The organism is Pseudomonas sp. NBRC 100443, from assembly GCF_030268185.1.
In the GTDB taxonomy this organism is placed as follows: Bacteria; Pseudomonadota; Gammaproteobacteria; order Pseudomonadales; family Pseudomonadaceae; genus Pseudomonas; species Pseudomonas citronellolis.
The window spans coordinates 440,659-465,867 of sequence record NZ_BSQE01000002.1 but is presented as its reverse complement, the minus strand read 5'-3'; the positions used below and the strand labels follow the sequence as shown (position 1 = coordinate 465,867).

Sequence of the window (25,209 nt, the reverse complement as noted above, 5' to 3'; positions counted from 1 at the left end):
GCACCTCGGCGCAAGACGGTCGCTCCTGTACCTTGCAGCCGCTCCATCAGGACCGATACAGCATCGGCCTGCGCAGCCGCAGGTAGCTGTAGCCCTCGCGGACCATGGCGATGCGTTCCGGCTCAAGATCGGCGATCAGCAGTTCCCCGGCCTGTTTCGCCCGGGCCATCACCTGGCCGTCCGGGGCCACCACGCAGCTCAGGCCGCAGTATTCCAGTTCGCCTTCGCTGCCCTGGAAGTTGGCGTAGGCGAGGAACACCTGGTTCTCGTAGGCGCGGGTGGGCACCAGCACCTGGCAGACGAACTCGTAGGGGTGCATGTTGGCCGTCGGCACCAGCACCAGGTCGGCGCCGGCCAGGGCCAGGGTGCGCACGGCCTCGGGGAACTCGACGTCGAAGCAGATCAGCAGGCCGAGTTTCCAGCCGTCCAGCTCGACGATCGCCGGCGGCTCGTCCGAGGGGCTGAACTGGTCGCGGTCGAGGTCGCCGTACAGGTGCGTCTTGCGGTAGTTGGCGCGGCGCTCGCCGTGGCGGTCGATCAGTTGCACGCTGTTGAACGGCGCGCCGGCCGGGTTGCTTTCCGGGTAGCCGTAGAGGATGCCGACGTCGAACTCCCGGGCGATCCCCGCCACCGTCTCGGCGATGGCGCCGTCGGCGGCTTCGGCCAGGGCGGCGACGCGTTCGGCGCCGATGTTGTAGCCGCTGGCGTACATTTCCGGGCAGACCAGCAGGTCCGCGCTCTGGGCGGCCGCGCGTTGCGCGGCCTCGCGCAGCCGGCGCAGGTTGCCGGCGAGGTCGTCGGGCCCCGGGGGGCACTGGTAGAGGGCGAGGCGCATGGCGCTTCCTCCTTGGTCAGTCGGGCAGGGCCACGGGGCCCAGTTCGGCATAGCGGTCGCCGGGGCCGGGGTTGTCCGGGTGGGTGGCGCCGCCGAAGTGGTGCAGGATGCCCCACACAGCGTTCAGCGAGGTCTGTACCGCGCCTTCGACCCAGGCCGGGGTCCAGGATACATCGTCGCCGGCGATGAAGATGCCGCGCTGCTCGGCGGGCAGGTCGTCCTGCATGAAGTGCGAGTACATACGGTGGTTGTAGCGGTAGTGGCCGGGCAGGGCGCCCTTGAAGGCGCCGAGGAAGTGCGGGTCGGCCTCCCAGGACACGGTGATGGGGTTGCCGATCACGTGGCTGGCGATGTCCACCTTCGGGTAGACCTTCTTCAAGGCATCCAGCGCAAGCTGCACGCGCTTCTCCACTGGGTGCGGCAGCATCTTCATGGCGTCGCTCATCCAGGAGTAGGACAGGCAGATCACCCCGGGCTTGTCGTCGCCATTGTCGAACAGGTAGGTGCCGCGGGTCAGGCGGTCGGTGAGGGTCATGCTCATGACGTCGCGGCCGGTCTGCGGGTCCTTGTCCTTCCAGAACGGCCGGTCGACCATGACGAAAGTCTTCGACGACTGCATGTAGCGGGTGCGGTCCAGGGCCATCCACATTTTCTGCGAGAACAGCGCTTCCTCGCATTCGATCTGGGTGGTCAGCAGCCAGCTCTGGCAGGTGGTCAGCACCGCGGCGTATTCGCGGGTGTCGCCCCAGTAGTCGGTGACCGCCAGGTTGCCGCTGGCGGCGCGGGCGATCTTCTTCACCCCCGGGCGCGGCGCGCCATTGTGCAGTTTGGCCAGGGAGGTGCCGGCCGGCCAATGCGCGCAGCGCTCCGGCACGTGGTTCCAGATGCCGCGCGGCACCTGCTCGACGCCACCGACCACCAGGTGCTGGTGGTCGTCGCAGTTGGTCATCACCACGCGGAAGATCTCCAGCATGGAGTTGGGGAAGTCCGAGTCCCAGCCGCCGGTGCCGAAGCCGACCTGGCCGAAGATTTCGCGGTGATGGAAGGACAGCCGCGAGAAAGCCTTGGAGGTGGCGACGAAGTCATAGAAGGTGCGGTCGTCCCACAGCGGCACCAGTTCGTCCCACAGCGCCTTGAGCTTGACGGTGTCGCGTTCGCGGATGGCGTCCTGAATCTCGGAGAAGCGCGCGCCGTCCTCCAGGGCGTCGGCCCAGGCCTGGGCGACCTCGCGGAAGATCTGCGGCAGGTCGTCGATCTTCTCCGCGTAGTGGCTGGTGCCTTCCAGGTCCACCACGGTGCTGCCGGAGGCCGGCGTCAGCGGGTTGGGGAAGGGTTTGGTCTCAAGACCCAGCTTGTCCACGTAGTGGTAGAAGGCCGTGCTGGAAACCGGGAAGCGCATGCCGCCGAGTTCTGCGATGACGCCCTCGGCGCCCTCAAAGGGCTCCGAACGCAGCCGGCCGCCCAGCTTGGAGGCCTCGTAGACCACCGGTTTCAGGCCCAGCTTCATCAGTTCGTAGGCCGCCACCAGCCCGGCGATGCCCGCACCGACGATGGCCACTTCCTGGCCGTGGTTGTGCGCCGGGATGCTGCCCAGGCCCGCCGGGTGTTCCAGCCAGTCGTCGAAGGCGAAGGGGAAGTCCGGGCCGAAGATGGTCACCGGTTGCTTGCCGGGGGTATGGGGGTGGCGGTTGTTGTGCATTTATCTCTCCCAAGGATTCTGGCGTGCCTGGCCCTTGTTCCAGCATTGCCCAGGCAGGTGTCTCTTGCACCGCCGCACGCGCTCCGCAGCCGGCCTTCCGATGGATGGCGCGAACGCGGAGAGGGCAAGCCTGGCCAGGCTTGTCGGCCGGCCCTGGCGGGCCGGCGCTGGTGCACATGGTGGCAAAGCCGGTCGTTGAAATGAATCCGCCAATCTGCAAAATGACGGAGCTATTCCAGGCAATTCAACCAATGGATTCGACAAAATGACGAGAAACGCCGATGCGGCCCTGCTCAGCCTCCTGCGCGCCAATGCCCGCGAGTCGGTTTCCGAGCTGGCGCGCAAGCTCGGGGTGTCGCGCTCCACGGTGCAGAGCCGGATCGAGCGCCTGGAGCAGCAGGGCATCATCAGCGGCTACTCGATCAAGGTCGCCGACAGCTACGCGCAGTCGCTGGTGCGCGCCCATGTGCTGGTAACGGCGCTGCCCAAGTTGTCGCATCAGGTGGTGCAGGCGCTGGAGAAGATCCCCGAGGTGAAGACGCTGCACTCGGTGAGCGGCCAGTTCGACATGATCGCCATCGTCGAGGCCCTGTCGATCCGCGACCTGGATGCCTTGCTCGACCGCATCGGCGCGCTGGACGGGGTGGAGCGCACCATGTCGTCGATCATTCTCTCCACCCGCATCGACCGCTAGGGCCGCAATGGACTCCCGCTATTGCCCGGCATTGGCTATTCGGCGGCTCCGCAACGGAGGCTAAGGTAGCTGCATTCCCGCAACCGGCGGGCCCCACTGGAGAGAGACATGAGTGCACGTATCGAATGGGCCGGGCAGTCCCCCAGCGCCTACAAGGCCATGCTTGGGCTGGAGCAGGCGCTGGCGAAGTCCGGCCTGGACCATGGCCTGCTGGAGCTTATCCGCCTGCGCGCCTCGCAGATCAACGGCTGCGCCTACTGCGTGAACATGCACGCCGACGACGCGCGCAAGGCCGGCGAGAGCGAGGCGCGCCTGCAGACCCTCAGCGTCTGGCGCGAGACCAACTTCTTCAGCGCTCGCGAGCGAGCCGTGCTGGCCTGGGTGGAAAGCCTCACCCTGCTGCCCGAGAAGCACGCCCCGCAGGCGCAGTTCGACGCCCTGCGCGAACACTTCAACGACACCGAGATCGTCGATCTGACCCTGGCCATCGCCACCATCAACGCATGGAACCGCTTCGGCGTCGGCATGGCCATGGTGCCCTGAACAGCCGGCTGCGGGCCCTCGTCATCCGGAAAAGACGATTTTCCGACGCGAGGTGAGTGGAAAGGGCATGAAGGAGGGCTTTCCCAGAGGCTTTCGGCATAAGTCAATAGGCCGGAACGGGCTGCTGAGATCGTTTTGGCATCGGCCTTATAGGAAAACGGTCAATGGACGCGTCAAGATATTGCTAGCTTTACAACTTGGAGCGCCAAGTTTCTGTTTTATAAAGTTTTTCAAAAAAATGGCGCCAAGGAAGGGAGCATGCTCGAAGTAGCGTCGAAACGGCGTCGCCTGCTGGTGGTCGATCCCTGCGATGACTGCCAGCGATTATTGCCCGGGCTCCGGGCAGCAGGGTGGGAGGTAGACAGTTGCGGACTCGACGTCGCGAGCGAACGCAACTGCGACGTCGGCCTGCTGCGTCTGCATCCGCAACACCTGGAGCGCCCGGAGTCGGTGAAGGACCTCATCACCCGCAGCGGCACCGAGTGGATCGCGGTGCTCAGCCCGGACGCGTTGCCCATCCAGGAGGTGGGCGATTTCGTCTGCGAATGGTTCTTCGATTTCCATACCCTGCCGTTCGACGTGGCGCGGGTGCAGGTCACCCTCGGCCGCGCCTTCGGCATGGCGCGCCTGCGCGGGCGCGGCGGCACCTACCACAGCCTGGAGCACCAGCACGAGCTGCTCGGCGAGAGCCGCTCGATGCAGGAGCTGCGCCGCCTGCTGGCGAAGTTCGCGCCCACCGAGTCGCCGGTGCTGATCCGCGGCGAGAGCGGCACCGGCAAGGAGCTGGTGGCGCGCACCCTGCACCGCCAGTCGCGGCGGGCCAACCGGCCGTTCATCGCGATCAACTGCGGGGCCATTCCCGAGCACCTGATCCAGTCCGAGCTGTTCGGCCACGAGAAGGGCGCCTTCACCGGCGCGCACCAGCGCAAGATCGGCCGCTTCGAGCAGGCCAACGGCGGCACCCTGTTCCTCGACGAGATCGGCGACCTGCCCCTGGAACTGCAGGCCAACCTGCTGCGGGTGCTCCAGGAGAAGCAGATCGAGCGCGTCGGCGGCAGCCAGCCCATCGCCGTGGACGTGCGGGTGCTGGCGGCCACCCACCTGGACCTGGAGAACGCCATCCGCACCGGCAGCTTCCGCGAGGACTTGTACTACCGCCTGAACGTGCTGCAGGTGTCGACCCTGCCGCTGCGCGAGCGCAATGGCGACCTGGCGCTGCTGGCCAACCACTTCGCCCACCTTTATAGCGTCGAGACCGGCCGCCGCCCGCGGCGCTTCAGCGACGACGCCCTGGCGGCGATGGCCGAGCACGCCTGGCCGGGCAACGTGCGCGAGCTGGCCAACCGCGTGCGCCGTGGCCTGGTGCTGGCCGAAGGACGGCAGATCGAAGCCCGCGACCTGGGCCTGGAGCGCCAGCGCGGCGGCTCCGGCAAGGTGCCGCTGGTGACCCTGGAGGAGTACAAGCTGGGCGCCGAGCGCCAGGCCATGTGCGACGCCCTGGCCCGTCATGGCGACAACCTGAGCCTGGCGGCGCGCATGCTGGGCATCTCGCGGCCGACCTTCTACCGCCTGCTGCACAAGCACCAGCTGCGCTGAGCAGGGTGCAGAAACGACAACGGCCCCGAAAGGGGCCGTTGTCGTATGCGGGGGTTCAGAAGTAGTAGGGGAATTTGACGCTGAAGCTGAAGTCCGGGGCATCGGGGCTGATGCCGATGGACAGGTTCGGCACTATGGTCAGGTTGTTGCTCCAGGCGTAGGTCAGGCCCCAGTTGAAGTAGGCGGCATTGGCGTCGCTGTCGGTGATCGACTGCCAGTCGCCGCCGTCGGGCTTGAGCTTGCTCTTCTGCGCGATCAGGTCGGAGAAGGAGAACGACATACTGGTCTTCTCGTTGAGGGCGAAGGCCACACCGGCGCCGACCTGGAACCAGTCGCCCAGGTCCACCTTGCCGCCGAGCTTGGTGCCCTGCTGCGGGCTGATGTCGCTGAAGTCGCGCTCGAAGTTGTGGGTGTAGCTCAGGCTGGCGAACAGCACCGCCGGGTCCACGGTCTTGACCAGCGAGATGCCCGGGGTGACGGACCAGACGCCGTTGCCGGTGGGCAGGTCGTCGGGCACGTTGAGGCTGTCGTTGTCCGGCGCGCGGACCAGCTTGATGCCGTACGGGTCCTTGCCGGTAGGGGCTTTCACCCGCAGGCTGACGACTGCGTCCGGGCGCGATTCGGTCTCGTCCATGAACTTGTAGGCGATGCCGAAGTTGACGTCGCCCAGGGTCGGGTCGCGGGTGACCTTCTCGTCGGTGGACTGCGCGGTGGAGTTGCCGGCGCCGGCCGAAGCGTAGGTGCTTTCGCGGTAGACCACCGGCACGTTGATGTCGAACTGCCAACGGTTGTTCCAGTTGTAGCGGCCGGTCAGGTCCAGGGTCCAGTTGTCGGCCTTGATGTTGTCCACGCCGATGTTGCCCAGGAAGATGGTGTCCAGCGCCAGGAAGCCGTTGAGGATCAGCTGCTTGGTGTCGTAGTGGGTGTAGGTCAGGCCGGTCTCGAAGCTGAAGGCGCCGTTGCCGAAGAAGCCGCTGGCCTCGTCGTAGAGGTTCTCCACGCTCTTGGGCGGGTTGTTGCTGTCGTCCTTGAGCGATTCGCCGTAGGAACTCCCGGTGCCCGGTGGCGTCGGCTTGTTGGTGGCAGTGACCAGGCGTTTGGGCTGCGCCGGGGTCGCCGCCGGCTGTTCCTCTACCTGGCGAACCCGCTGCTCGAGCACCATGAGCGCTTTCTGTTGCGACTCGTAGCGTTGCTTGAGCTCGATGAGTTCCTGTTTCAGAGCCTCCACCTCGGCCTCCGTCGCTGCATGGACGAAGGCCGAGGGGAGCAAAGCGGATACACAGATTGCAGTGCGAAGCGTGAGCGATCGGTGCATGGCGCGCTATCCCTATCTTTATCGTTTGGGCACTACTTCCGCCACTGAGCGTAGATCACATTCCCATGGATCGCAGGCCCTTGAGCTGGTCGAGATTGCAATCCAGCGCTCCGACGGAAGGTGCGTTGTTACGCAGGACCACGTTCAACTGGGTCAGGTTGTTGACCAGGTTGCTGCTACCCAGCAGGTTGGTGGCCTGCACCAGGCCGCCGGCCCCCAGTTGCTGGAGGCTCGAGCCTTGGCCGTTGGCGTTGATCGCCAACTGGATGTTCCCCCTGCCGGGGGACACGGTGACGGTGCCGGCGCCGTTGCTGGCGCTGATCGGGCCGTTCAGGGGCGTGCCCTGGTTGCTTATGGCGGGCGCCTGGTCGGCTTCGCTGACGTTGATGCCGACGTTGTTGTAGGCGGTGTTGTAGTCACCCGCCGAGCGGGCGCTCTGGGTGACGCCCTGGGTCTGGTTGAGCCCTGCGCCACCAACGATGCTGCCGGTCGCGGCCGAGGGTGTGCCGCCGTTGCCGGTTTCCTTGGTGGTGGTGACGTAGAACTGCGGTTTGATGGTGGACTCCTGGATCTGCATGCTCACCTTGGCGCCGATGTTGTCGCCCACGGCGTTCTTCCAGGTACTGCTCATGACGATGCCGAAGCTGATGATGCGCCCGGGCATGACGTAGCGGCCGCGCAATTGGGCCAGCTCCTGGTCGTGCAGCTCGATCGGCCGGAAAATCTCGGAGGCCTGGATCGGCAGGCTGGCCACCAGGCAGGCGGTGGCCAGCAGCGGAATGGTTCTCATCGTTCGCTCCCCGAGAGGATCCCACCTCTCGTTATCGTTTGGCTCACAGGAAGTCGCTCTGGATGAATCCGAAATCCATGAGCTCCGCGTCCTTGACGGGGCGGAAGGTATCGAGGCGGTTCTTCGCGGTCAGCGGTTCCGGCGGGCTCATCAGGGCGTTGGCCCTGTCATAGCCGGGGCCGATGATGGCGAAGATGATGCCGTTCCAGCCCTTGAGAAAATCTTCTTCCGTGTAGCGCTTGTGGCCGAGCACGGGGTCGCCCACGTAGACGTAACCGTTGTGTGTGCGCTGCAGCACGACGAAATGCTTGTAGCCACGCACGTCCAGCAGCACGATCACCGGAATGGTCAGCTTCTCCAGGGAGGAGACCGGGATGCGGTAGCCGCGGGCCCGCATGCCGATGCTTTCCAGGTAGGTCTTCATGTCCAGCATGGAGAAGCCCTGGGTACGCACCAGTTGGGGGTCGGCCTTGACCAGCATGCCGCGGATGACGAACTCCTCGTCGACGTCGAGGTTGTAGCCGGTGCGCAGGATGGTGGCCAGGGCGGCGGCTCCGCAGCTGAAGTCGGTCTTCTGCTCCACCAGGTTGCTGAAGCGACGTTCGCGGATGCTCTCCACATGCTTATAGGCCAGCATGCCCCCGGGCAGTATGGCGAAGGGCAGCTGCGCGGCCTGAAGCAGGCCGGAGCAGAGTGCGAGGAGCAGGAAAGCGAGCGTGCGCATGATCGTGACGCCTATGCCAGCGCTGAGAAAGGGGAGGCTCCGTTGCCGGAGCCTCCAGGTACAGCACGATGTCGCTTAGAAGCCAGTGACTGCGCCAGTGCTTACGCAAGCCTGGCAACCGGCGGCGATGGACAGCGAGTTGCTCTGTTGGTTGCCGACGCCGGCAGCAACGTTCACACCTACGTTACCCGACACGCCGTTGAGCGAGTTGTTGATGGAAGCGTTGTTCACGACCGGGTCCTTCCAGCCGCTGGGAACCAGGACCTGATAGGTAGCCTGGCCACGCAGATCGATGGTGCCCGACTCGCTGAAGTACAGCGGATCCTTGTCCACCTTGTCGCGGTCCTTGCCTTTGTTGTCATAGCCGTGATGGCCACCTTTTTCCGGATCATCCAGTACTACGCCCGAACCATGGCCCTGGTAGGTGCCATGAGCGTAGAAGCTGGACTTGAGGGTCTTGGTATCGAAGGTGGCGATACCCAGGTTGGCTACGTTGTTGCCAGTGGAAGTCTGGCTGGCGCCGCTGCTGGCACCGGCCAGGCGCCCACCGGAAACGGCGGCGGCCATGTCGTTTTTCTGTTGGTTGTAGTTGCCGGCGGCGATGTTGATGCCGACGTTGCCCGAGGCGCCGTTGGCCGAACTGTTCAGAGCGGCGTTGTTGGTGGTGGAGAAGTTCCAGGCGGTGTTGGTGGTGTTGGTCTGGGTTACCGAGGTAGCCGCATTGGCGGAACCGAAGATGAATTCTTCATCCGCGGTAGCCAGCGCGGCGGCATTGGCCTGCTGGTTCATGTCGCCAGCGGCGACGTTGGCCCCGACGTTACCCGAAGCGCCGCCCAGGGAATTGCTGACACCTGCGGTGTTCTTGGTCCCCTGGTTGATGACGTTGTTGCTGTAGCTGGACTGGCTATCGATGACGGTAGCGCTGGCGCCGGCCGGGATCCGCGGGTCCTTGTACGGATCGTACTGCTGTTGTTGGCCGTGATGGTTGTCGTGGTCATGGCCGTGGCGACGGTCATGATCGTTGTTGCCTGCATAAACACTTACAGCCATGACTGCCGTGACAGCGAAAACCAGAGGCTTGAGGGCCATTGTAGGTTTCATGGTGCATCTCCTTGCATGTGTGTGCTTAGTGTTTCTGGTTGTTGGCGTGGGTCAGTCTGCGACCCGGATGCTCAAGGTATTGGCAATGCGATTGCCGATACCGGCACTCTGGCTCACCTGGACCACCCCCCGGCTGCCGGCGAATGCCTGGTCGCTGGTGACGACCTGCCGACTGCCCGTGGTGGATCCGGCTGGGCCGGAGTTCTGTGACAACGTGACGTTCTGCTGCGACAGCACGTTGTCGTCGACGCTCTGCGGCACCGCGGTGACGCTGATGCTCATGGCGTTGACCTGTTGGTTGGCGGTGCCGGCGGCCTGGTTCACGCCCAGGGCGCCGCTGCCGTTGGAGAATGAGTTGCCGGTGATCGAGGCCTTGGCGGCCTGGCTCGGGTCGGCGGTGGTGATGACGGTCTGATGGAACTGGGTGCTGGCGCCGCCGCTGGTGCCGATGGCGATGGCCCGGCCATTGGCCTGTTGCTGCTCGTCGCCGGCGGCCTGGTTGACGCTGGCCACGCCGTTGTAGCCGCGACCGGCGTTGTCGATGCTGGCGTTGTTCACCAGTTGCGGGTCGGCGGCGAAGGCGCTGGAGCAGCAGAGCAGGGCGAGGAGGGTCAGGTGCGCTTTCATGTCAGCGATCTCCCGTCAGCATGCGCAGCGGCGACAGGCCCTGCTGCACGGTGCGATTGACCGAGTTGGAGATGCCGGCGCCACTGCCGCCGCCGCCACCCAGGCTGCCGGACTGCAGCGTCCGGTTGGCGCCGTTGTCCATGCCCACCAGGTTGCCGCCCGGGAGAATCCGCTGGGACAGGCTGGAGCCGCTGGTGACGCGGGCGAACTCGGCGTCGTCCAGTTCGGCGTTGCCGACCTGGCGGTTGATCTGGGGGGAGATGTTCGGATTGACGGTGATCGGATTCGGATCGGGCACCATGGTGGGACGGGTGGCGACCCGTGGCTGTACGGTGCGCTGGATGACGATGGTGCCGTCACCCGCTTGAACCGTTGGCGGCAGCGCAGCAGCGGTCATGCAGGCGAGGGAGGCGAGCAGTCCGACGATCCTTGAGTCGATGTTCCCCATGGTGGCGATCCCTTCTGGTGCGCTGTGCCCTAAACAGCAGTACCGGAGTAGAGCAGAAGCCGTGCCGCTTTTTTTTATCGCTTGAAATTCATGGGGTTATGACAGGCTGATAGAAACTTCTGAGAGAAATCTGTTTCGCCGTTGAGACAGCGGAGTGGGGTGGCACCCCCATCAAAAGTAGGGAAGGCGCTCTGGAATGGGGCTTTGCATGCGTGCGTATCAGCGATGAAACAGTTTTCTGTGATGCCATCGATATTTGCGTCATTCCTGAGGCCGGAGGACCTCCTGCTGTTTCAGGGTTGATACATGATGGCCAGGCTGACGTGCTTTTGGTACGAGTGTGCACTTTCATTTCAAGGGTTTAGGAAAGGAAATGAGAGTGTTAAGGGAATGATCGCCAGAGACGGATGTCCCATTCCATCGCTTGCTTGCGGCCGTGGCCGGAGGATGGATTGCGTCGTTGCGAGAAATTTTCGTTACACACTGACTCGCGATATCGCAATGCAGTAGCATGCCCAGCCTTTCGTCGAGCCCGTTATCGGGCGCCTCAACGGCTGCAAACAAAATAGAAGAACACGAAAAAATGCGCCTTCGGGGGAAGCAGTATGGAATTTTGGAGTGCCTTTCAGGCGTTCGTCCTGGGTGTGGTCGAGGGGCTGACCGAGTTCCTGCCGGTGTCCAGCACCGGGCACCAGATCATAGTCGCCGACCTGCTGGGCTTCGTCGGTGAGCGGGCCCAGGCCTTCAACATCATCATCCAGTTGGCCGCCATCCTGGCGGTGGTCTGGGAGTTCCGCGGCAAAATCCTCGAGGTCATCTGCGGCCTGCCCAGCCAGCCTCGCGCACAGCGTTTCACCGTCAACCTGCTGGTCGCCTTCTTCCCCGCCGTGGTGCTGGGCGTGGCCTTCGCCGACCTGATCCACCACTACCTGTTCAACCCCATCACGGTGGCGGCTGCGCTGGTGGTCGGCGGGGTGGTCATGCTCTGGGCCGAGAAGCGCGAGCATCGCATCCGCGCCGAGAGCGTCGACGACATGACCTGGAAGGACGCCCTGAAGGTCGGTTGCGCCCAGTGCCTGGCGCTGGTCCCCGGCACCTCGCGCTCCGGCGCCACCATCATCGGCGGCCTGCTGTTCGGCCTGTCGCGCAAGGCGGCCACGGAGTTCTCCTTCTTCCTGGCCATGCCGACCATGGTCGGCGCCGCCGTCTATTCCGGCTACAAGTACCGCGACCTGTTCCAGCCCAGCGACCTGCCGGTGTTCGCCGTGGGCTTCGTCACCTCCTTTATCTTCGCCATGATCGCCGTGCGCGGACTGCTGAAGTTCATCGCCAACCACAGCTACGCGATGTTCGCCTGGTACCGCATCGGCTTCGGCCTGCTGATCCTGGCGACCTGGCAGTTCAGCCTGATCGACTGGAGCAGCGCCGCTCCCTGAGGCCGCGCGGATGAACATGGAAAAGGACGGCGTCATCAGCCGCTGGGACGACGACAAGGGCTTCGGCTTCATCCGCCCGCGCGCCGGCGGCGAGGAATTCTTCCTGCACATCTCGGCATTCCGCGGCGACCGCCGGCCCCAGGCCGGCGATGCGGTGCGCTTCGTCGCAGGTTCCGATCGCCAGGGCCGCCCGCGCGCCGAACATGCGCGCCTGGCCGGGCTGGCCGTGGACCTGCCCGAGATCCGCCGCAAGCCGGCGGCGCCTGCCACCCGCGCCAAGGTCCGCAGCGGCCGGCAGATCGCCGAGCCGTCCCGGCCGAACGGCTGGGGCAGGGCGCTGGGCTGGCTCGCCGCCTTGCTGCTGTTGCCTGCGGTCGGCGCCGGCCGCCTGCTGCTCGCCGGCGCCGCGCCCTGGTGGCTGCCGGCCTACCCGCTGTTCAGCCTGGTCGCCTTCTTCGCCTACTGGCGCGACAAGCGCAGCGCCGAGCAGGGCGCCTGGCGCACGCCGGAACAGACCCTGCACCTGCTGGAACTGCTGGGCGGCTGGCCGGGCGCCTTCCTGGCCCAGCGCCTGCTGCGCCACAAGACGCGCAAGCCCAGCTACCAGTTGGTGTTCTGGGCGATAGTGCTGCTGCACCAGGTGTTCTGGCTGGACCGCCTGCTCGGTGGCGTGCTGCTGGCGCGGGTGCTGCCGGCGCTCTGAGCCGCCCTACAGCGGTTCGTCGCTGCGGCCGAAGCCCTCGGCCAGGTAATCGATCAGCGCCCGCACCGCCGGCAGCAGCCCGCGCCGGTGCGGGTACACCGCCTGGATAAAGGCCGCCGGTTCCTGCCAGTCGGGCAGCACCCGCACCAGTTGGCCGCTGGCCAGTTCTTCCAGGCAGTAATAGAGGGGCAGGGTGGTGATGCCCAGGCCGGCCAGCGCCACGTTCTTGCGCAGGTTGAAGTCTTCCGCCGCCAGGCGCGCTTCCAGGGCCAGTTCGCGGACTGCGCCGCCGGGGCCGTGCAACTGCAGGTGCACCTTGCGGTCGTTGCCGATGGCGCCCAGTACCGGCAGCCCGGCCAGGTCGTCCGGGCCCTGCAACCGGTGGCCGCGCAGCAGCTCCGGCGCGGCCACCAGCACCGCAGCGGCCGGGCGCAGGCGGCGGGTGACCAGCGACGGGTCCTCGTCGCCGGGGGCGCGCACGCGCAGCGCCACGTCCACGCCTTCGTTGACCAGGTCGACGCGCCTGTTGGTCAGCAGCAGCTCCAGGTTGACCTGCGGATAGCTGGCGAGAAAGCCCGGCAGCATGGCGTTGAGCGACGTCTCGGCCATCGCCACTGGGCAGGACAGGCGCACCCGCCCGCGGGGCTCGGCGCTGAGCTGGGCGACCACCTCGTCGGCCATCTCCGCCTCCACCAGCATCGCCTGGCAGTGCCGGTAGTAGCGCTCGCCGATGTCGGTGAGCGCCAGCTTGCGCGTGGTGCGCTGCAGCAGGCGCGCGTTCAGGCGCGCCTCCAGCTCGGCGACGCGCCGCGACAACCGCGACTTCGGCAGCCCCAGTTCGCGGCCCGCGGCGGCGAAGCCACCGGCCTCCACCACCTTGGCGAAATAGAAGAGATCGTTGAGGTCCTGCATGGGATTGTCCTGCTGGTGGGACGATTCATCGCATTTTTGCCGACTTATCGCTCATTGGCTACATGCGTAGCATCCATCCCATCGCTTCCTACCCCCATTCACAGGAGCCACCCCATGAAACTTCTGCACATCGATTCCAGCATCCTCGGCGACGCCTCCGCCTCCCGCCAGCTCAGCCAGGAAGTGGTCCAGGCCTGGGCCGCCGCCGAGCCGGGCGTACAGGTGACCTACCGTGACCTGGCCGCCGACGCCATCAGCCACCTGTCCGCCGCCAGCCTGGTCGCTGCCGGCACCCCGGCGGAACTGCGCGACGCCGCGCAGAAGCACGAAGCCGCCCTGGGCGAGAACAGCATCGAGGAATTCCTCGCTGCCGACGCCATCGTCATAGGCGCGCCCATGTACAACTTCACCGTGCCCAGCCAGCTGAAGGCCTGGATCGACCGCATCGCCGTGGCCGGCAAGACCTTCCGCTACACCGAGAACGGCCCGCAGGGCCTGGCTGGCGGCAAGAAGGTGATCATCGTCTCCACCGCCGGCGGCCTGCACGCCGGCCAGCCGAGCGGCGCCGCCCACGAGGACTACCTGAAGCTGGTGCTGGGCTTCCTCGGCATCACCGACATCGAAGTGATCCGCGCCGAGGGCCTGGCCTACGGCGAGGAACCGCGCGCCAACGCCATCAAGGGCGCCCGCGCCGAGATCGCCTCGACCTTCGCCAGCGCCTGATCCGCTGCGAGTGGAGCGACGAAGCCCCGGCAGAGCCGGGGCTTCGTGCTTTCAGGGCGTGCGCGCCGGCCGCCACAGGCCGACCTTGCGCGCCTTCGCTTCCTGTTCCTCGAAGTTGTACTGGGCGCGCTCTTCCTCGCCCTGGGGATCGTCCACCCGCCAGCGCGCCATGCCCACGGCGAGCTGCGCCCGGCCGACATCCAGGGTATGCCCGCAGCCCGGGCAGTCCGCGGGCTCTACCCACACGGCGGCGCTGATCGCGCCGGCGGCTTCCCCGCGCGGCAGCACCAGGGTGGCGCTGCGCCCCTCGGCCAGGCGCCGCAGGTTGTCCAGGGAAGCCTGGGCATAGGGTTCGCCGGCCCTGGGCGCCTCGATGCCGCGCAGACGCACATCGACGCTGCGCTCGGCCAGGCGGCAGGTCAGGCGATCGCCGCTGGCGACGGCGGTGACCTGGCAGGGGCCGTCGGTCTGGGCGAGAGCGGGGAGGGAGAGGGCGAGGAGCAGGGCGGGATAAAGCAGTCGCATGGAGCCTCCTGAGAGTGTGGTTGCAGGATAGCGTCGCAATGGGGCTGTGTCGTCGGATGGTCCGGTGCGGCTGGTGGGGTGATCGCGGACAGAGTCCGCTCCTGTCGCATGAGTGAGCATGGCTTTTCGGTGTTGAGCGAAGCGATACCCATCAGCGCAACCGCATGGGTTTCGCAAGCTCAACCCATCCTACGAAGAGCGCCCCGGTGCGGCCCGCAAGACAGTTGCTCCTACGACCGTGCTTTCCTGGAGCCGTTCGCCTGCGGTTTGCGCATTGTGGCTCAGGGAGCCTGGTGATTGCGCTTCATGCCGAACGGTTCCCTCTCCCGCTTGCGGGGGAGGGTTAGGGAGGGGGAGCGGAGTAGAGGTTTGGCAGAGGTGTGCGGGCGGAGTCCGTTGCCCTCACCCCAGCCCTCTCCCGGAGGGAGAGGGGGCTGTTCGGAGTGGGGGGAGAATCCTGAGTCATCCTTATACGCCTCACCTTACCCCGTCATTCCCGACAGATTCACTCGGACAAGTTCATGCTAGGATGACGCCCGGCCCCGAAATCCCCGGCCCCGCCGGCCTCTCCGGCGGGGCCATCCCCTCGATAGAAGGAATACCGCAATGGCTCAAGTCACCCTCAAGGGCTCCCCGATCAACGTCGACGGCAAACTGCCGCAGAAAGGCGAAAAGGCCCCGGCCTTCAAGCTGGTCGGCGGCGACCTGGCCGACGTGACCCTGGAGAACTTCGCCGGCAAGCGCAAGGTGCTGAACATCTTCCCCAGCGTCGACACCCCTACCTGCGCTACCTCCGTGCGCAAGTTCAACGTCGAGGCCAGCAAACTGGCCAACACCGTGGTGCTGTGCATCTCCGCCGACCTGCCGTTCGCCCAGAAGCGCTTCTGCGGCGCCGAAGGCCTGGAGAACGTGGTCAACCTGTCGACCATGCGTGGCGCCGACTTCCTGGCCAACTACGGCGTGGCCATCGCCAGCGGCCCGCTGGCCGGCCTGGCCGCCCGTGCCGTAGTGGTGCTGGACGAGAACGACCAGGTGCTGCACAGCCAACTGGTCGGTGAGATCGCCGACGAGCCCGACTACGCCGCCGCCGTCGCCGCGCTGAGCTGATCGCCCGCCGCAGCCCCGGCTGCCGCAGGCCCCGGATGCCGCCCCGCCCAATGGCCGGGCGGCATCTTCGTTTTTGGCGTTGTGCGGGGAGCAGCAGCCCTGGCCCTGCTGCTGTGGCAACAGTTGCGGCGCAACCTCGCCCAGGCGCCGTAACTCTCGGTAAAACAAAGGTAAATAGCGGGTAAAGAGACTTTGCCCGGCGCCTTGCTGTGCTTATCGTTCGACCCTGAAGGTATAGAAGTGTGGGCGCCGCGTCGTGGATGCGGCGCTTTGCCTTGCGCCTCGTTATCATCCCAACCTTTGGCCGCCTGATGACCGCTATGACTCCAAGCAATGGAACGCCCTCGAAACTCCGCAAGCTGCGCCCCTGGCTGATCACCGCCGCCGTCTTCGCCGCCGTGGTGGGGCTGAGCATGTGGCTGCACAAGACCAGCTCGGCGCCGGAGCCCCAGGCCGGCGGCGGGCGCGGCGCTCGCGGGGCGGCCATGGCCGGGCGCGGGCCGGGCGGGGCGGGCGGCACGGCCATCACCGTCAGCGTGGCGCCGGTGGCCAAGGGCGACCTGCCGGTGCACTACCACGCGCTGGGCACCGTCACCGCCTACAACACGGTGAACGTGCGGGCGCGGGTCAGCGGCCAACTGGTCAAGGTTCCGTTCCAGGAAGGCCAGCAGGTGAAGGCCGGCGACGTCCTCGCGGTGATCGACCCGCGGCCCTTCCAGGCGGCGCTGGACCAGGCGGTGGGCACCCTGCAGCAGAACCAGGCGCAGCTGAAGAACGCGCAGATCGACCTGGCGCGCTACAAGGGGCTGTATGCCGAGGACTCCATTGCCAAGCAGACCCTCGACACCCAGGAAGCCCTGGTGCGCCAGTACGAAGGCACCCTGCGCACCAACCAGGGCCAGGTCGACGACGCCAAGCTCAACCTCGAGTTCACCCAGGTGCGCGCGCCCATCTCCGGCCGTGTCGGCCTGCGCCAGGTGGACGTCGGCAACCTGGTCACCTCCGGCGACACCACGCCGCTGGTGGTGATCACCCAGGTCAAGCCGATCTCCGTGGTGTTCAGCCTGCCGCAGCAGCAGCTGGGCACCGTCGCCCGCCAGCTGTCCGGCAGCCAGCCGGTGCCGGTGGAGGCGCTGGACCGCAACCAGAACCTGACCCTCGCCAGCGGCGTGCTCAAGACCCTCGACAACCAGATCGACACCACCACCGGCACGGTCAAGCTCAAGGCCGTCTTCGAGAACGCCGACCAGAAGCTGTTCCCCAACCAGTTCGTCAACGTGCGGCTGCTCGCCGAGACACTGCATGGCGTGCTGACCATCCCGGCCAACGCCGTGCAGCGCGGCAACGACGGCACCTACGTGTACATCGCCGACGCCGGGAACAAGGCCAAGCGCCAGCTGGTCAGCCTGGGCACCAGCGAGAACGAGCGGGTGGTCATCACCGAGGGCCTGAAGGAAGGCCAGCGCGTGGTGGTGGAAGGCACCGACCGCCTGCGCGACGGCACCCTCCTGCACATAGTCGCCAGCGACGAACAGGCCCGCGCCGCCGCCACCGAGGAGGGCGAGGCGGCCTCGCCGAAACCCTTCGGCTCGGGCTCCCCGGCCCAGGACAGCGGTAAGAGCGAATGAACCCGTCGCGCCTGTTCATCCTGCGGCCGGTCGCCACCACGCTGTTGATGGTGGCGATCCTGCTGTCGGGCATCATCGCCTACCGCTTCCTGCCGATCTCGGCGCTGCCGGAGGTGGACTACCCGACCATCCAGGTGGTCACCCTGTATCCCGGCGCCAGCCCGGACATCATGACCTCCTCGGTCACCGCGCCGCTGGAGAACCAGCTGGGGCAGATCCCCGGGCTCAACGAGATGTCCTCCACCAGCTCCGGCGGCGCCTCGGTGATCACCCTGCAGTTCAGCCTGCAGGTCGACCTGGACGTAGCCGAGCAGGAAGTGCAGGCGGCGATCAACACCGCGCAGAGCCTGCTGCCCAAGGACCTGCCCAACCAGCCGGTGTACAGCAAGGTCAACCCGGCCGACGCGCCCATCCTGACCCTGGCGGTGATGTCCCCGGACATGCCGCTGCCGAAGATCCAGGACCTGGTCGATACGCGCCTGGCGCAGAAAATCTCGCAGATCTCCGGCGTCGGCCTGGTCAGCATCAGCGGCGGCCAGCGCCCGGCCGTGCGCATCCGCGCCAACCCCGCGGCCCTGGCCGCCGCCGGGCTGAGCCTGGAAGACCTGCAGAGCACCATCACCAGCAACAACCTCAACGGGCCCAAGGGCAGCTTCGACGGCCCGACGCGCTCCTCGACCCTCGACGCCAACGACCAGCTCAAGTCCGCCGACGCCTACCGCGACCTGATCATCGCCTACAAGAACGGCTCGCCGCTGCGCGTGCGCGACGTCGCCAGCGTCGAGGACGATGCCGAGAACGTGCGCCTGGCCGCCTGGGCCAACGACACCCCGGCGGTGGTGCTGAACATCCAGCGCCAGCCGGGGGCCAACGTCATCGAGGTGGTGGACAGCGTCAAGAAGATGCTGCCGCAGCTGCAGGCGACCCTGCCGGGCAACCTGGAAGTCACGGTGCTCACCGACCGCACCACCACCATCCGCGCCTCGGTGGCCGACGTGCAGTTCGAGCTGTTCCTCGCCGTGTGCCTGGTGGTGATGGTCACCTTCCTGTTCCTGCGCAACCTCTCGGCCACCCTGATCCCCAGCTTCGCCGTGCCGCTGTCGCTGATCGGCACCTTCGGCGTCATGTACCTGGCCGGCTTCTCCATCAACAACCTGACGCTGATGGCGCTGACCATCGCCACCGGCTTCGTGGTGGACGACGCCATCGTCATGGTGGAGAACATCGCCCGCTACCTGGAGCAGGGCGACAGCCCCCTGGAAGCGGCGCTCAAGGGCTCCAGGCAGATCGGCTTCACCATCATCTCGCTGACCTTCTCGCTGATCGCCGTGCTCATCCCGCTGCTGTTCATGGGCGACGTGGCCGGGCGGCTGTTCCGCGAGTTCGCCGTGACCCTGGCGGTGGCCATCCTGATTTCCGGCTTCGTCTCCCTGACCCTCACGCCGATGCTCGCCGCCAAGCTGCTCAAGCACATCGAGCCGGAGCAGGAAGGCCGCTTCGCCCGCGCCGCCGGGCGCTTCATCGAACGCATGATCGAGCGCTACGCCGCCGCCCTGCGCGTGGTGCTGCGCCACCAGGGGCTGACCCTGCTGGTGGCCATCGGCACCCTGCTGCTGACCGCCGCGCTCTACCTGTTCATGCCCAAGGGCTTCTTCCCGGTGCAGGACACCGGGGTGATCCAGGGCATCGCCGAGGCGCCGCAGTCGATCTCCTTCCAGGCCATGGCCAGCCGCCAGCAGGAACTGGCCAAGGTGGTCCTGGCCGACCCGGACGTGGAGAGCCTGTCGTCCTTCATCGGCGTCGACGGCAGCAACGCCACCCTCAACACCGGGCGCATGCTGATCAACCTCAAGCCCCACAGCGAGCGCGACCTCACCGCCAGCGAAGTGATCCGCCGCCTGCAGCCGGAGCTGGACAAGGTCGCCGGCATCAAGCTGTACCTGCAGCCGGTGCAGGACCTCACCATCGAGGACCGCATCGCCCGCACCCAGTACCAGTTCACCCTGCAGGACGCCGACCCCGAGGTGCTGGCCGAATGGGTGCCCAAGCTGGTCGAGCGCCTGCAGCAGCTGCCGCAGCTGGCCGACGTGGCCAGCGACTGGCAGGACAAGGGCCTGCAGGCCTACATCGACATCGACCGCGACACCGCCTCGCGCCTGGGCGTGAGCCTGTCGAGCATCGACAGCGTGCTCTACAGCGCCTTCGGCCAGCGGCTGATCTCCACCATCTTCACCCAGGCCACCCAGTACCGCGTGGTGCTGGAGGTGGCGCCGGACTTCCAGCTCGGCCCGCAGTCGCTGGAGAACCTCTACGTGCCGGCCAGCGACGGCACCCAGGTGCGCCTGTCGAGCCTGGCGAAGGTGGAGGAGCGCCACACCCTGCTGGCGGTCAACCACATCGCCCAGTTCCCCTCGGCGACGCTGTCCTTCAACCTGGCCAAGGGCGTGGCCCTGGGCGAGGCGGTGCAGGCCATCCGCGACGTCGAGGCGCAGATGCAGATGCCGGCCAGCCTGGAAGGCAGCTTCCGTGGCGCCGCCGAGGCCTTCGAAGCGTCGCTGTCCAACACCCTGCTGCTGGTGCTGGCGTCCATCGTCACCATGTACATCGTGCTGGGCATCCTCTACGAGAGCTTCATCCACCCGATCACCATCCTCTCCACGCTGCCCTCGGCCGGCGTGGGCGCGCTGCTGGCGCTGATGCTGGCCGGGCAGGACATCGGCATCGTGGCGATCATCGGCATCATCCTGCTGATTGGCATCGTCAAGAAGAACGCGATCATGATGATCGACTTCGCCCTGGACGCCGAACGCAACGAGGGCAAGCCGCCCCATGAGGCCATCTACCAGGCCTGCCTGCTGCGCTTCCGGCCGATCCTGATGACCACCATGGCCGCGCTGCTGGGCGCGCTGCCGCTGATGCTCGCCGGCGGCGCCGGCGCCGAGCTGCGCCAGCCGCTGGGCGTGACCATGGTCGGCGGCCTGCTGCTGAGCCAGCTGCTGACGCTGTTCACCACCCCGGTGATCTACCTCTACTTCGACCGCCTGGCGCTGCGCTGGGCCAACTGGCGCAAGCGCCACGGGCTGGACGTGAACAGCCCCGACGAAGGCCTGGAGCAGGGCTGATGAACATCTCCCGCCCGTTTATCCTGCGGCCGGTGGCGACCTTGCTGCTGACCCTGGCGCTGCTGCTGGCCGGGGCGCTGTCCTTCGGCCTGCTGCCGGTGGCGCCGCTGCCCAACGTCGATTTCCCGACCATCGTGGTGCAGGCGGCGCTGCCCGGCGCCAGCCCGGAGACCATGGCCAGCACCGTGGCCACGCCGCTGGAGCGCTCGCTGGGGCGCATCGCCGGGGTCACCGACATGACCTCCACCAGTTCCCTGGGCAACACCACCGTCATCGTCCAGTTCGACCTGTCCAAGGACATCGACGGCGCCGCCCGCGAGGTGCAGTCGGCGATCAACGCGGCCATGAGCCTGCTGCCCACCGGCATGCCGAACAACCCGACGTACCGCAAGGCGAACCCGTCGGACCAGCCGATCATGATCCTCACCCTGACCTCGGACACCTACACCCGCGGGCAGATGTACGACCTGGCCTCGACCATCGTCTCGCCCAAGCTGTCCCAGGTGAAGGGCGTGGGCCAGGTGAGCATCGGCGGCTCCTCGCTGCCGGCGGTGCGGGTGGACGTCAACCCGGACCAGCTCAGCCACTACGGCATTTCCCTGGACACGGTGCGCACCGCCATCGACAACACCAACGCCACCGGGCCCAAGGGCGCCCTGGAGTTCGGCGAGCGGCACTGGCAGGTGGACGCCAACGACCAACTGCGCAAGGCCAGCGAGTACGCGCCGCTGATCATCCACTACAACGCCGAGACCAACGCCGCGGTGCGCCTGCGCGACGTGGCCAAGGTCAGCGACTCGGTGGAGGACGTGCGCAACGCCGGCTTCTCCGACAACCTGCCGGCGGTGCTGCTGATCGTCACCCGCCAGCCCGGCGCCAACATCATCGAGGCCACCGACGCCATCCACGCGCAGCTGCCGATCATCCAGGACGTGCTCGGCCCGCAGGTCAAGCTCAGCGTCATGGACGACCGCAGCCCTTCGATCCGCTCCTCCCTGGAGGAGGCCGAGCTGACCCTGGTGATCTCGGTGCTGCTGGTGATCCTGGTGGTCTACCTGTTCCTGCGCAACGGCCGCGCCACGCTGATCCCCAGCCTGGCGGTGCCGGTGTCGCTGGTGGGCACCTTCGCCGTCATGTACCTGTGCGGCTTCTCGCTGAACAACCTGTCGCTGATGGCGCTGATCATCGCCACCGGCTTCGTGGTGGACGACGCCATCGTCGTGGTGGAAAACATCGCCCGGCGCATCGAGGAGGGCGACCACCCGATCCGGGCGGCCATCCGCGGCGCCCGCGAGGTGAGCTTCACGGTGCTGTCGATGACCCTCTCGCTGGTGGCGGTGTTCATCCCGCTGCTGCTCATGGGCGGCATCACCGGGCGGCTGTTCCGCGAGTTCTCGGTGACCCTGGCGGCGGCCATCCTGGTTTCGCTGGTGGTTTCCCTGACGCTCACGCCCATGCTCTGCGCGCGCCTGCTGCGCCGCGCCGAGCGGCCGCAGAAGGCCTCGGTGGCGCGGCAGAGCAACCGCTACTTCGTCGCCTTCATGCTGCGCTACCGCGCCAGCCTCGCCTGGGCGCTGGAGCACTCGCGGCTGATGGTGGTGATCATGTTCGGCTGCATCGCGCTGAACCTCTACCTGTTCGCCATCGTGCCCAAGGGCTTCCTGCCGCAGCAGGACTCCGGGCGCCTGCGCGGCTTCGCGGTGGCCGACCAGAGCATTTCCTTCCAGGCCCTGGACAAGAAGATGGCGGAGTTCCGCAACATCCTCTCCCGGGACCCGGGGGTGGAGAACGTGGTCGGCTTCGTCGGCGGCGGCAGGTGGCAGTCGAGCAACACCGGCTCCTTCTTCGTCACCCTCAAGCCCATCAACGAGCGCGACTCCGCCGAGGCCATAGTCGCGCGGCTGCGCAAGAAGCTGGCGGAAATCCCCGGCGCCAACCTCTACCTCACCGCCGGCCAGGACGTGCGCATCGGCGGCCGGCAGAGCAACGCGCAGTACGAGTTCACCCTGCGCAGCGACGACCTCACCCTGCTGCGCGACTGGGCGCCGAAGGTCGAGGCGGTGCTGAACAAGGTCCCGCAACTGGTGGACGTCAACAGCGACGCCCAGGACAAGGGCGTGCAGAGCCGCCTGGTGATCGACCGCGACCGTGCGGCCAGCCTCGGCATCGACGTGGCGGCGGTGGACGCGGTGCTGAACAACGCCTACGGCCAGCGCCAGGTGTCGACCATCTTCAACCCGCTGAACCAGTACCACGTGGTGATGGAGGTGGACCAGCCGTTCCAGCAGACCCCCGAAGAGCTGCGCCAGGTCTACGTGATCGGCGCCGACGGCCAGCAGGTGCCGCTGTCGGCCTTCACCCACGTGGAGCCCAGCCGCGCGCCACTGGCGGTCAACCACCAGGGGCAGTTCGCCGCTACCACCTTCTCCTTCAACCTGGCTCCCGGCGCGCTCATCGGCCCGGCCCGCGACGCGGTGATGGCGGCCCTGGAGCCGCTGCACCTGCCGCTGGAGATCCAGGCCAGCTTCGAAGGCAACGCCGGCGCCGTGCAGGACACCCAGAACGACATGCCCTGGCTGATCCTGCTGGCGCTGGTGGCGGTCTACATCGTCCTGGGCATCCTCTACGAAAGCTACGTGCACCCGCTGACCATCCTCTCCACGCTGCCCTCGGCTGGGGTGGGCGCGCTGCTGACGCTGATGCTGTTCCGCACCGAGCTGTCGCTGATCGCGCTGATCGGGGTGATCCTGCTGATCGGCATCGTCAAGAAGAACGCCATCATGATGATCGACTTCGCCCTGGACGCCGAACGCACCCTCGGCCTGTCGCCGCGCGAAGCCATCCTCGAAGCCTGCATGAAGCGCTTCCGGCCGATCATGATGACCACCCTGGCCGCCATCCTCGGCGCGCTGCCGCTGATCTTCGGCATCGGCGGCGACGCCGCGCTGCGCCGCCCGCTGGGCATGACCATCGTCGGCGGCCTGATCGGCAGCCAACTGCTCACCCTCTACACCACCCCCGTGGTCTACCTCTACCTCGACCGCCTGCGCCACTGGGTCAACCAGAAGCGCGGCGTGCGCACCGATGGCGCCCTGGAGACTCCGCTATGAACCGCCCGAACCCATCCCGCAGCCTGCTCGCCCTGGCGCTGTGCGCGGCGCTCGCCGGCTGCGCGGTCGGCCCCGACTACAAGCGCCCCGAGCTGAGCGTGCCGGCTGCCTTCAAGGAAGGCGAGGGCTGGCGCCAGGCGCAGCCGGCCGACCTGGCGGGCCACGGCCAGTGGTGGACGCTGTACGCCGACCCGGTGCTGGACGACCTGCAGCAGCGCCTGCTCAAGGCCAACCAGACCCTGGCGCAGTCCGAGGCCTCCTACCGCCAGGCCGCGGCCCTGGTGAAGGGCTCGCGCGCTTCCTTCTTCCCGACCATCAGCGCCGACGTCGGCAAGACCCGCTCCGGCCAGGGCGGCAGTGGCAGCGGCAGCGTGCGCCTGCCCGATGGCTCCACGGTCAGCAGTGGCGGCAGCGGCGGCATCAGCAACAGCTACAGCGCGAGCCTGGGCGTGAGCTGGGAACTGGACCTGTGGGGCAAGCTGCGCCGCCAGCTGGAAGCCGACACCGCCAGCCGCGACGCCAGCGCCGCGGACCTGGCTGCCTCGCGCCTGTCGCTGCAGTCGCAACTGGCGCAGAACTACCTGCAGCTGCGCGTCATGGACCAGCAGATCAAGCTGCTCAACGACACGGTCGAGGCCTACGAGCGCGCGCTCAAGCTGACCACCAACCAGTACAACGCCGGCATCGTCACCAAGGCCGACGTGGCCCAGGCGCGCACCCAGCTCAAGAGCACCGAGGCCCAGGCCATCGACCTCAAGTACCAGCGCGCGCAGCTGGAGCACGCCATCGCCGTGCTGGTGGGCCAGGCCCCGGCCAACTTCGGCCTGGCCGCCACCGGCCAGGTGCCGAAGCTGCCGGCGATCCCGGCGCTGGTACCCTCGCAGCTGCTGGAGCGGCGCCCGGACATCGCCGCCGCCGAGCGCCAGGTGATCTCGGCCAACGCCAAGATCGGCGTGGCCAAGGCCGCCTGGTACCCGGACCTGACCCTCAGCGCCGCCGGCGGCTACCGCAGCGGCAGTTTCCACGACTGGATCGAGACGCCCAACCGCTACTGGTCCATCGGCCCGCAGTTCGCCATGACGCTGTTCGACGGCGGCCTGATTTCCTCCCAGGTGGAACAGGCCGAGGCCAGCTACGACCAGACCGTGGCCAGCTACCGCCAGACCGTGCTCGATGGCATGCGCGAAGTGGAGGACTACATGGTCCAGCTCAAGGTGCTGGAAGAGGAGGGCGGGGCGCAGAACGAAGCCCTGGACGCCGCCCGCGAAGCCCTGCGCCTGACCAGCAACCAGTACAAGGCCGGCACCGTGGACTACAACAGCGTGGTCACCACCCAGACCACCGCGCTGTCCAACGAGCGCAACGTCCTGAGCCTCTACGGCAACCGCCTGGTGGCCAGCGTGCAACTGATAGCCGCCATGGGCGGCGGCTGGGACGCCGGCCAGATCGCCACCGAAGGCGAGAAGGCGGCCAAGGCCGATTGACCTGCGCCGAACCGCTCCTACGAAAAGCCGTGTTCGCCTGCAACGTATGATCTATCCCGGTGCGGACCCGCGCCGGACCTGTAGGAG

The 25,209-nt window shown here is 67.0% G+C and carries 21 protein-coding genes; 11 read left to right on the top strand and 10 right to left on the bottom strand.

Features of this window, described 5'->3' with window-relative positions; all coding sequences use genetic code 11:
• Positions 1-46 precede the first annotated feature (46 nt).
• Entirely contained in the window at positions 47-835 is a 789-nt protein-coding gene (locus tag QSJ95_RS04170; protein ID WP_009621791.1) for a carbon-nitrogen hydrolase family protein, read from the bottom strand.
• 16 nt (positions 836-851) lie between these two features.
• Positions 852-2,534 (bottom strand): flavin monoamine oxidase family protein, encoded by a 1,683-nt coding sequence (locus QSJ95_RS04165; protein WP_058070896.1) that lies wholly within the window; start codon positions 2,532-2,534, stop codon positions 852-854.
• Positions 2,535-2,799: 265 nt separating this feature from the next.
• Here QSJ95_RS04165 and QSJ95_RS04160 point away from each other — a divergent pair, with 265 nt between their 5' ends.
• The 3 genes from QSJ95_RS04160 (at position 2,800) to QSJ95_RS04150 (ending at position 5,367) form a co-directional block, all read left to right on the top strand.
• On the top strand, positions 2,800-3,228 hold the full coding sequence (locus tag QSJ95_RS04160) for an Lrp/AsnC family transcriptional regulator (protein ID WP_043316681.1): 429 nt from the start codon (positions 2,800-2,802) through the stop codon (positions 3,226-3,228).
• A 108-nt stretch (positions 3,229-3,336) separates the two neighbouring features.
• On the top strand, positions 3,337-3,771 hold the full coding sequence (locus QSJ95_RS04155) for a carboxymuconolactone decarboxylase family protein (RefSeq protein WP_269963215.1): 435 nt from the start codon (positions 3,337-3,339) through the stop codon (positions 3,769-3,771).
• 258 nt (positions 3,772-4,029) lie between these two features.
• Positions 4,030-5,367, top strand: coding sequence for a sigma-54 dependent transcriptional regulator (locus tag QSJ95_RS04150; protein WP_009621799.1), 1,338 nt, complete (start codon positions 4,030-4,032; stop codon positions 5,365-5,367).
• Between the two features lie 55 nt (positions 5,368-5,422).
• On the opposite strand, the gene fapF is transcribed toward QSJ95_RS04150, so the two are convergent.
• The 6 genes from fapF to fapA all read right to left on the bottom strand — a co-directional run bounded on the left by fapF (position 5,423) and on the right by fapA (position 10,372).
• Positions 5,423-6,682 (bottom strand): fibril amyloid transporter FapF, encoded by a 1,260-nt coding sequence (fapF, locus tag QSJ95_RS04145; RefSeq protein WP_285640285.1) that lies wholly within the window; start codon positions 6,680-6,682, stop codon positions 5,423-5,425.
• A 55-nt stretch (positions 6,683-6,737) separates the two neighbouring features.
• The gene (gene fapE, locus QSJ95_RS04140; RefSeq protein WP_285640283.1) at positions 6,738-7,472 is read right to left on the bottom strand and encodes a fibril amyloid subunit FapE; all 735 of its coding nucleotides are present in this window, start codon (positions 7,470-7,472) and stop codon (positions 6,738-6,740) included.
• A gap of 43 nt (positions 7,473-7,515) precedes the next feature.
• Positions 7,516-8,196 (bottom strand): fibril amyloid maturation endopeptidase FapD, encoded by a 681-nt coding sequence (fapD, locus tag QSJ95_RS04135; RefSeq protein WP_285640281.1) that lies wholly within the window; start codon positions 8,194-8,196, stop codon positions 7,516-7,518.
• Between the two features lie 75 nt (positions 8,197-8,271).
• On the bottom strand, positions 8,272-9,297 hold the full coding sequence (gene fapC / locus QSJ95_RS04130; RefSeq protein WP_285640279.1) for an amyloid-like fimbrin subunit FapC: 1,026 nt from the start codon (positions 9,295-9,297) through the stop codon (positions 8,272-8,274).
• Between the two features lie 51 nt (positions 9,298-9,348).
• Positions 9,349-9,924 carry a fibril amyloid subunit FapB gene (gene fapB / locus QSJ95_RS04125; RefSeq protein WP_285640276.1) on the bottom strand — a complete coding sequence of 192 codons (576 nt, stop codon included), beginning with the start codon at positions 9,922-9,924 and terminating at the stop codon, positions 9,349-9,351.
• 1 nt (position 9,925) lies between these two features.
• Entirely contained in the window at positions 9,926-10,372 is a 447-nt protein-coding gene (gene fapA / locus QSJ95_RS04120) for a functional amyloid chaperone FapA (protein WP_285640274.1), read from the bottom strand.
• Positions 10,373-10,977: 605 nt separating this feature from the next.
• On the opposite strand from fapA, the gene QSJ95_RS04115 reads away from it, so the two are divergent.
• On the top strand, positions 10,978-11,808 hold the full coding sequence (locus tag QSJ95_RS04115; protein ID WP_064583130.1) for an undecaprenyl-diphosphate phosphatase: 831 nt from the start codon (positions 10,978-10,980) through the stop codon (positions 11,806-11,808).
• A gap of 16 nt (positions 11,809-11,824) precedes the next feature.
• Positions 11,825-12,511: a DUF1294 domain-containing protein gene (locus QSJ95_RS04110; protein WP_064585052.1), complete on the top strand. Its 687-nt coding sequence runs from the start codon at positions 11,825-11,827 to the stop codon at positions 12,509-12,511.
• A gap of 6 nt (positions 12,512-12,517) precedes the next feature.
• On the opposite strand, the gene QSJ95_RS04105 is transcribed toward QSJ95_RS04110, so the two are convergent.
• A complete protein-coding gene (locus QSJ95_RS04105; RefSeq protein WP_064583131.1) occupies positions 12,518-13,423 on the bottom strand; it encodes a LysR substrate-binding domain-containing protein in 906 nt (301 codons plus the stop codon).
• A 114-nt stretch (positions 13,424-13,537) separates the two neighbouring features.
• Between QSJ95_RS04105 and QSJ95_RS04100 the strand changes: the two genes are divergently transcribed.
• Positions 13,538-14,146 (top strand): FMN-dependent NADH-azoreductase, encoded by a 609-nt coding sequence (locus QSJ95_RS04100; protein WP_043316694.1) that lies wholly within the window; start codon positions 13,538-13,540, stop codon positions 14,144-14,146.
• A 51-nt stretch (positions 14,147-14,197) separates the two neighbouring features.
• Here QSJ95_RS04100 and QSJ95_RS04095 read toward each other — a convergent pair whose 3' ends face one another.
• On the bottom strand, positions 14,198-14,671 hold the full coding sequence (locus tag QSJ95_RS04095) for a thermonuclease family protein (protein ID WP_285640270.1): 474 nt from the start codon (positions 14,669-14,671) through the stop codon (positions 14,198-14,200).
• Positions 14,672-15,277: 606 nt separating this feature from the next.
• Between QSJ95_RS04095 and tpx the strand changes: the two genes are divergently transcribed.
• The 5 genes from tpx to QSJ95_RS04070 all read left to right on the top strand — a co-directional run bounded on the left by tpx (position 15,278) and on the right by QSJ95_RS04070 (position 25,122).
• Positions 15,278-15,778, top strand: a complete 501-nt coding sequence (gene tpx / locus QSJ95_RS04090) for a thiol peroxidase (protein WP_009621821.1) — start codon at positions 15,278-15,280, stop codon at positions 15,776-15,778.
• 320 nt (positions 15,779-16,098) lie between these two features.
• Positions 16,099-17,406 (top strand): MdtA/MuxA family multidrug efflux RND transporter periplasmic adaptor subunit, encoded by a 1,308-nt coding sequence (locus QSJ95_RS04085; protein ID WP_285640265.1) that lies wholly within the window; start codon positions 16,099-16,101, stop codon positions 17,404-17,406.
• Positions 17,403-20,528 (top strand): MdtB/MuxB family multidrug efflux RND transporter permease subunit, encoded by a 3,126-nt coding sequence (locus QSJ95_RS04080; RefSeq protein WP_043272897.1) that lies wholly within the window; start codon positions 17,403-17,405, stop codon positions 20,526-20,528. The genes QSJ95_RS04085 and QSJ95_RS04080 overlap by 4 nt, the downstream gene beginning before the upstream one ends.
• On the top strand, positions 20,528-23,638 hold the full coding sequence (locus QSJ95_RS04075; RefSeq protein ID WP_064583134.1) for a multidrug efflux RND transporter permease subunit: 3,111 nt from the start codon (positions 20,528-20,530) through the stop codon (positions 23,636-23,638). Before QSJ95_RS04080 ends, QSJ95_RS04075 begins: the two co-directional genes overlap by 1 nt.
• Positions 23,635-25,122 carry an efflux transporter outer membrane subunit gene (locus QSJ95_RS04070; RefSeq protein ID WP_285640260.1) on the top strand — a complete coding sequence of 496 codons (1,488 nt, stop codon included), beginning with the start codon at positions 23,635-23,637 and terminating at the stop codon, positions 25,120-25,122. Before QSJ95_RS04075 ends, QSJ95_RS04070 begins: the two co-directional genes overlap by 4 nt.
• Positions 25,123-25,209 lie beyond the last annotated feature (87 nt).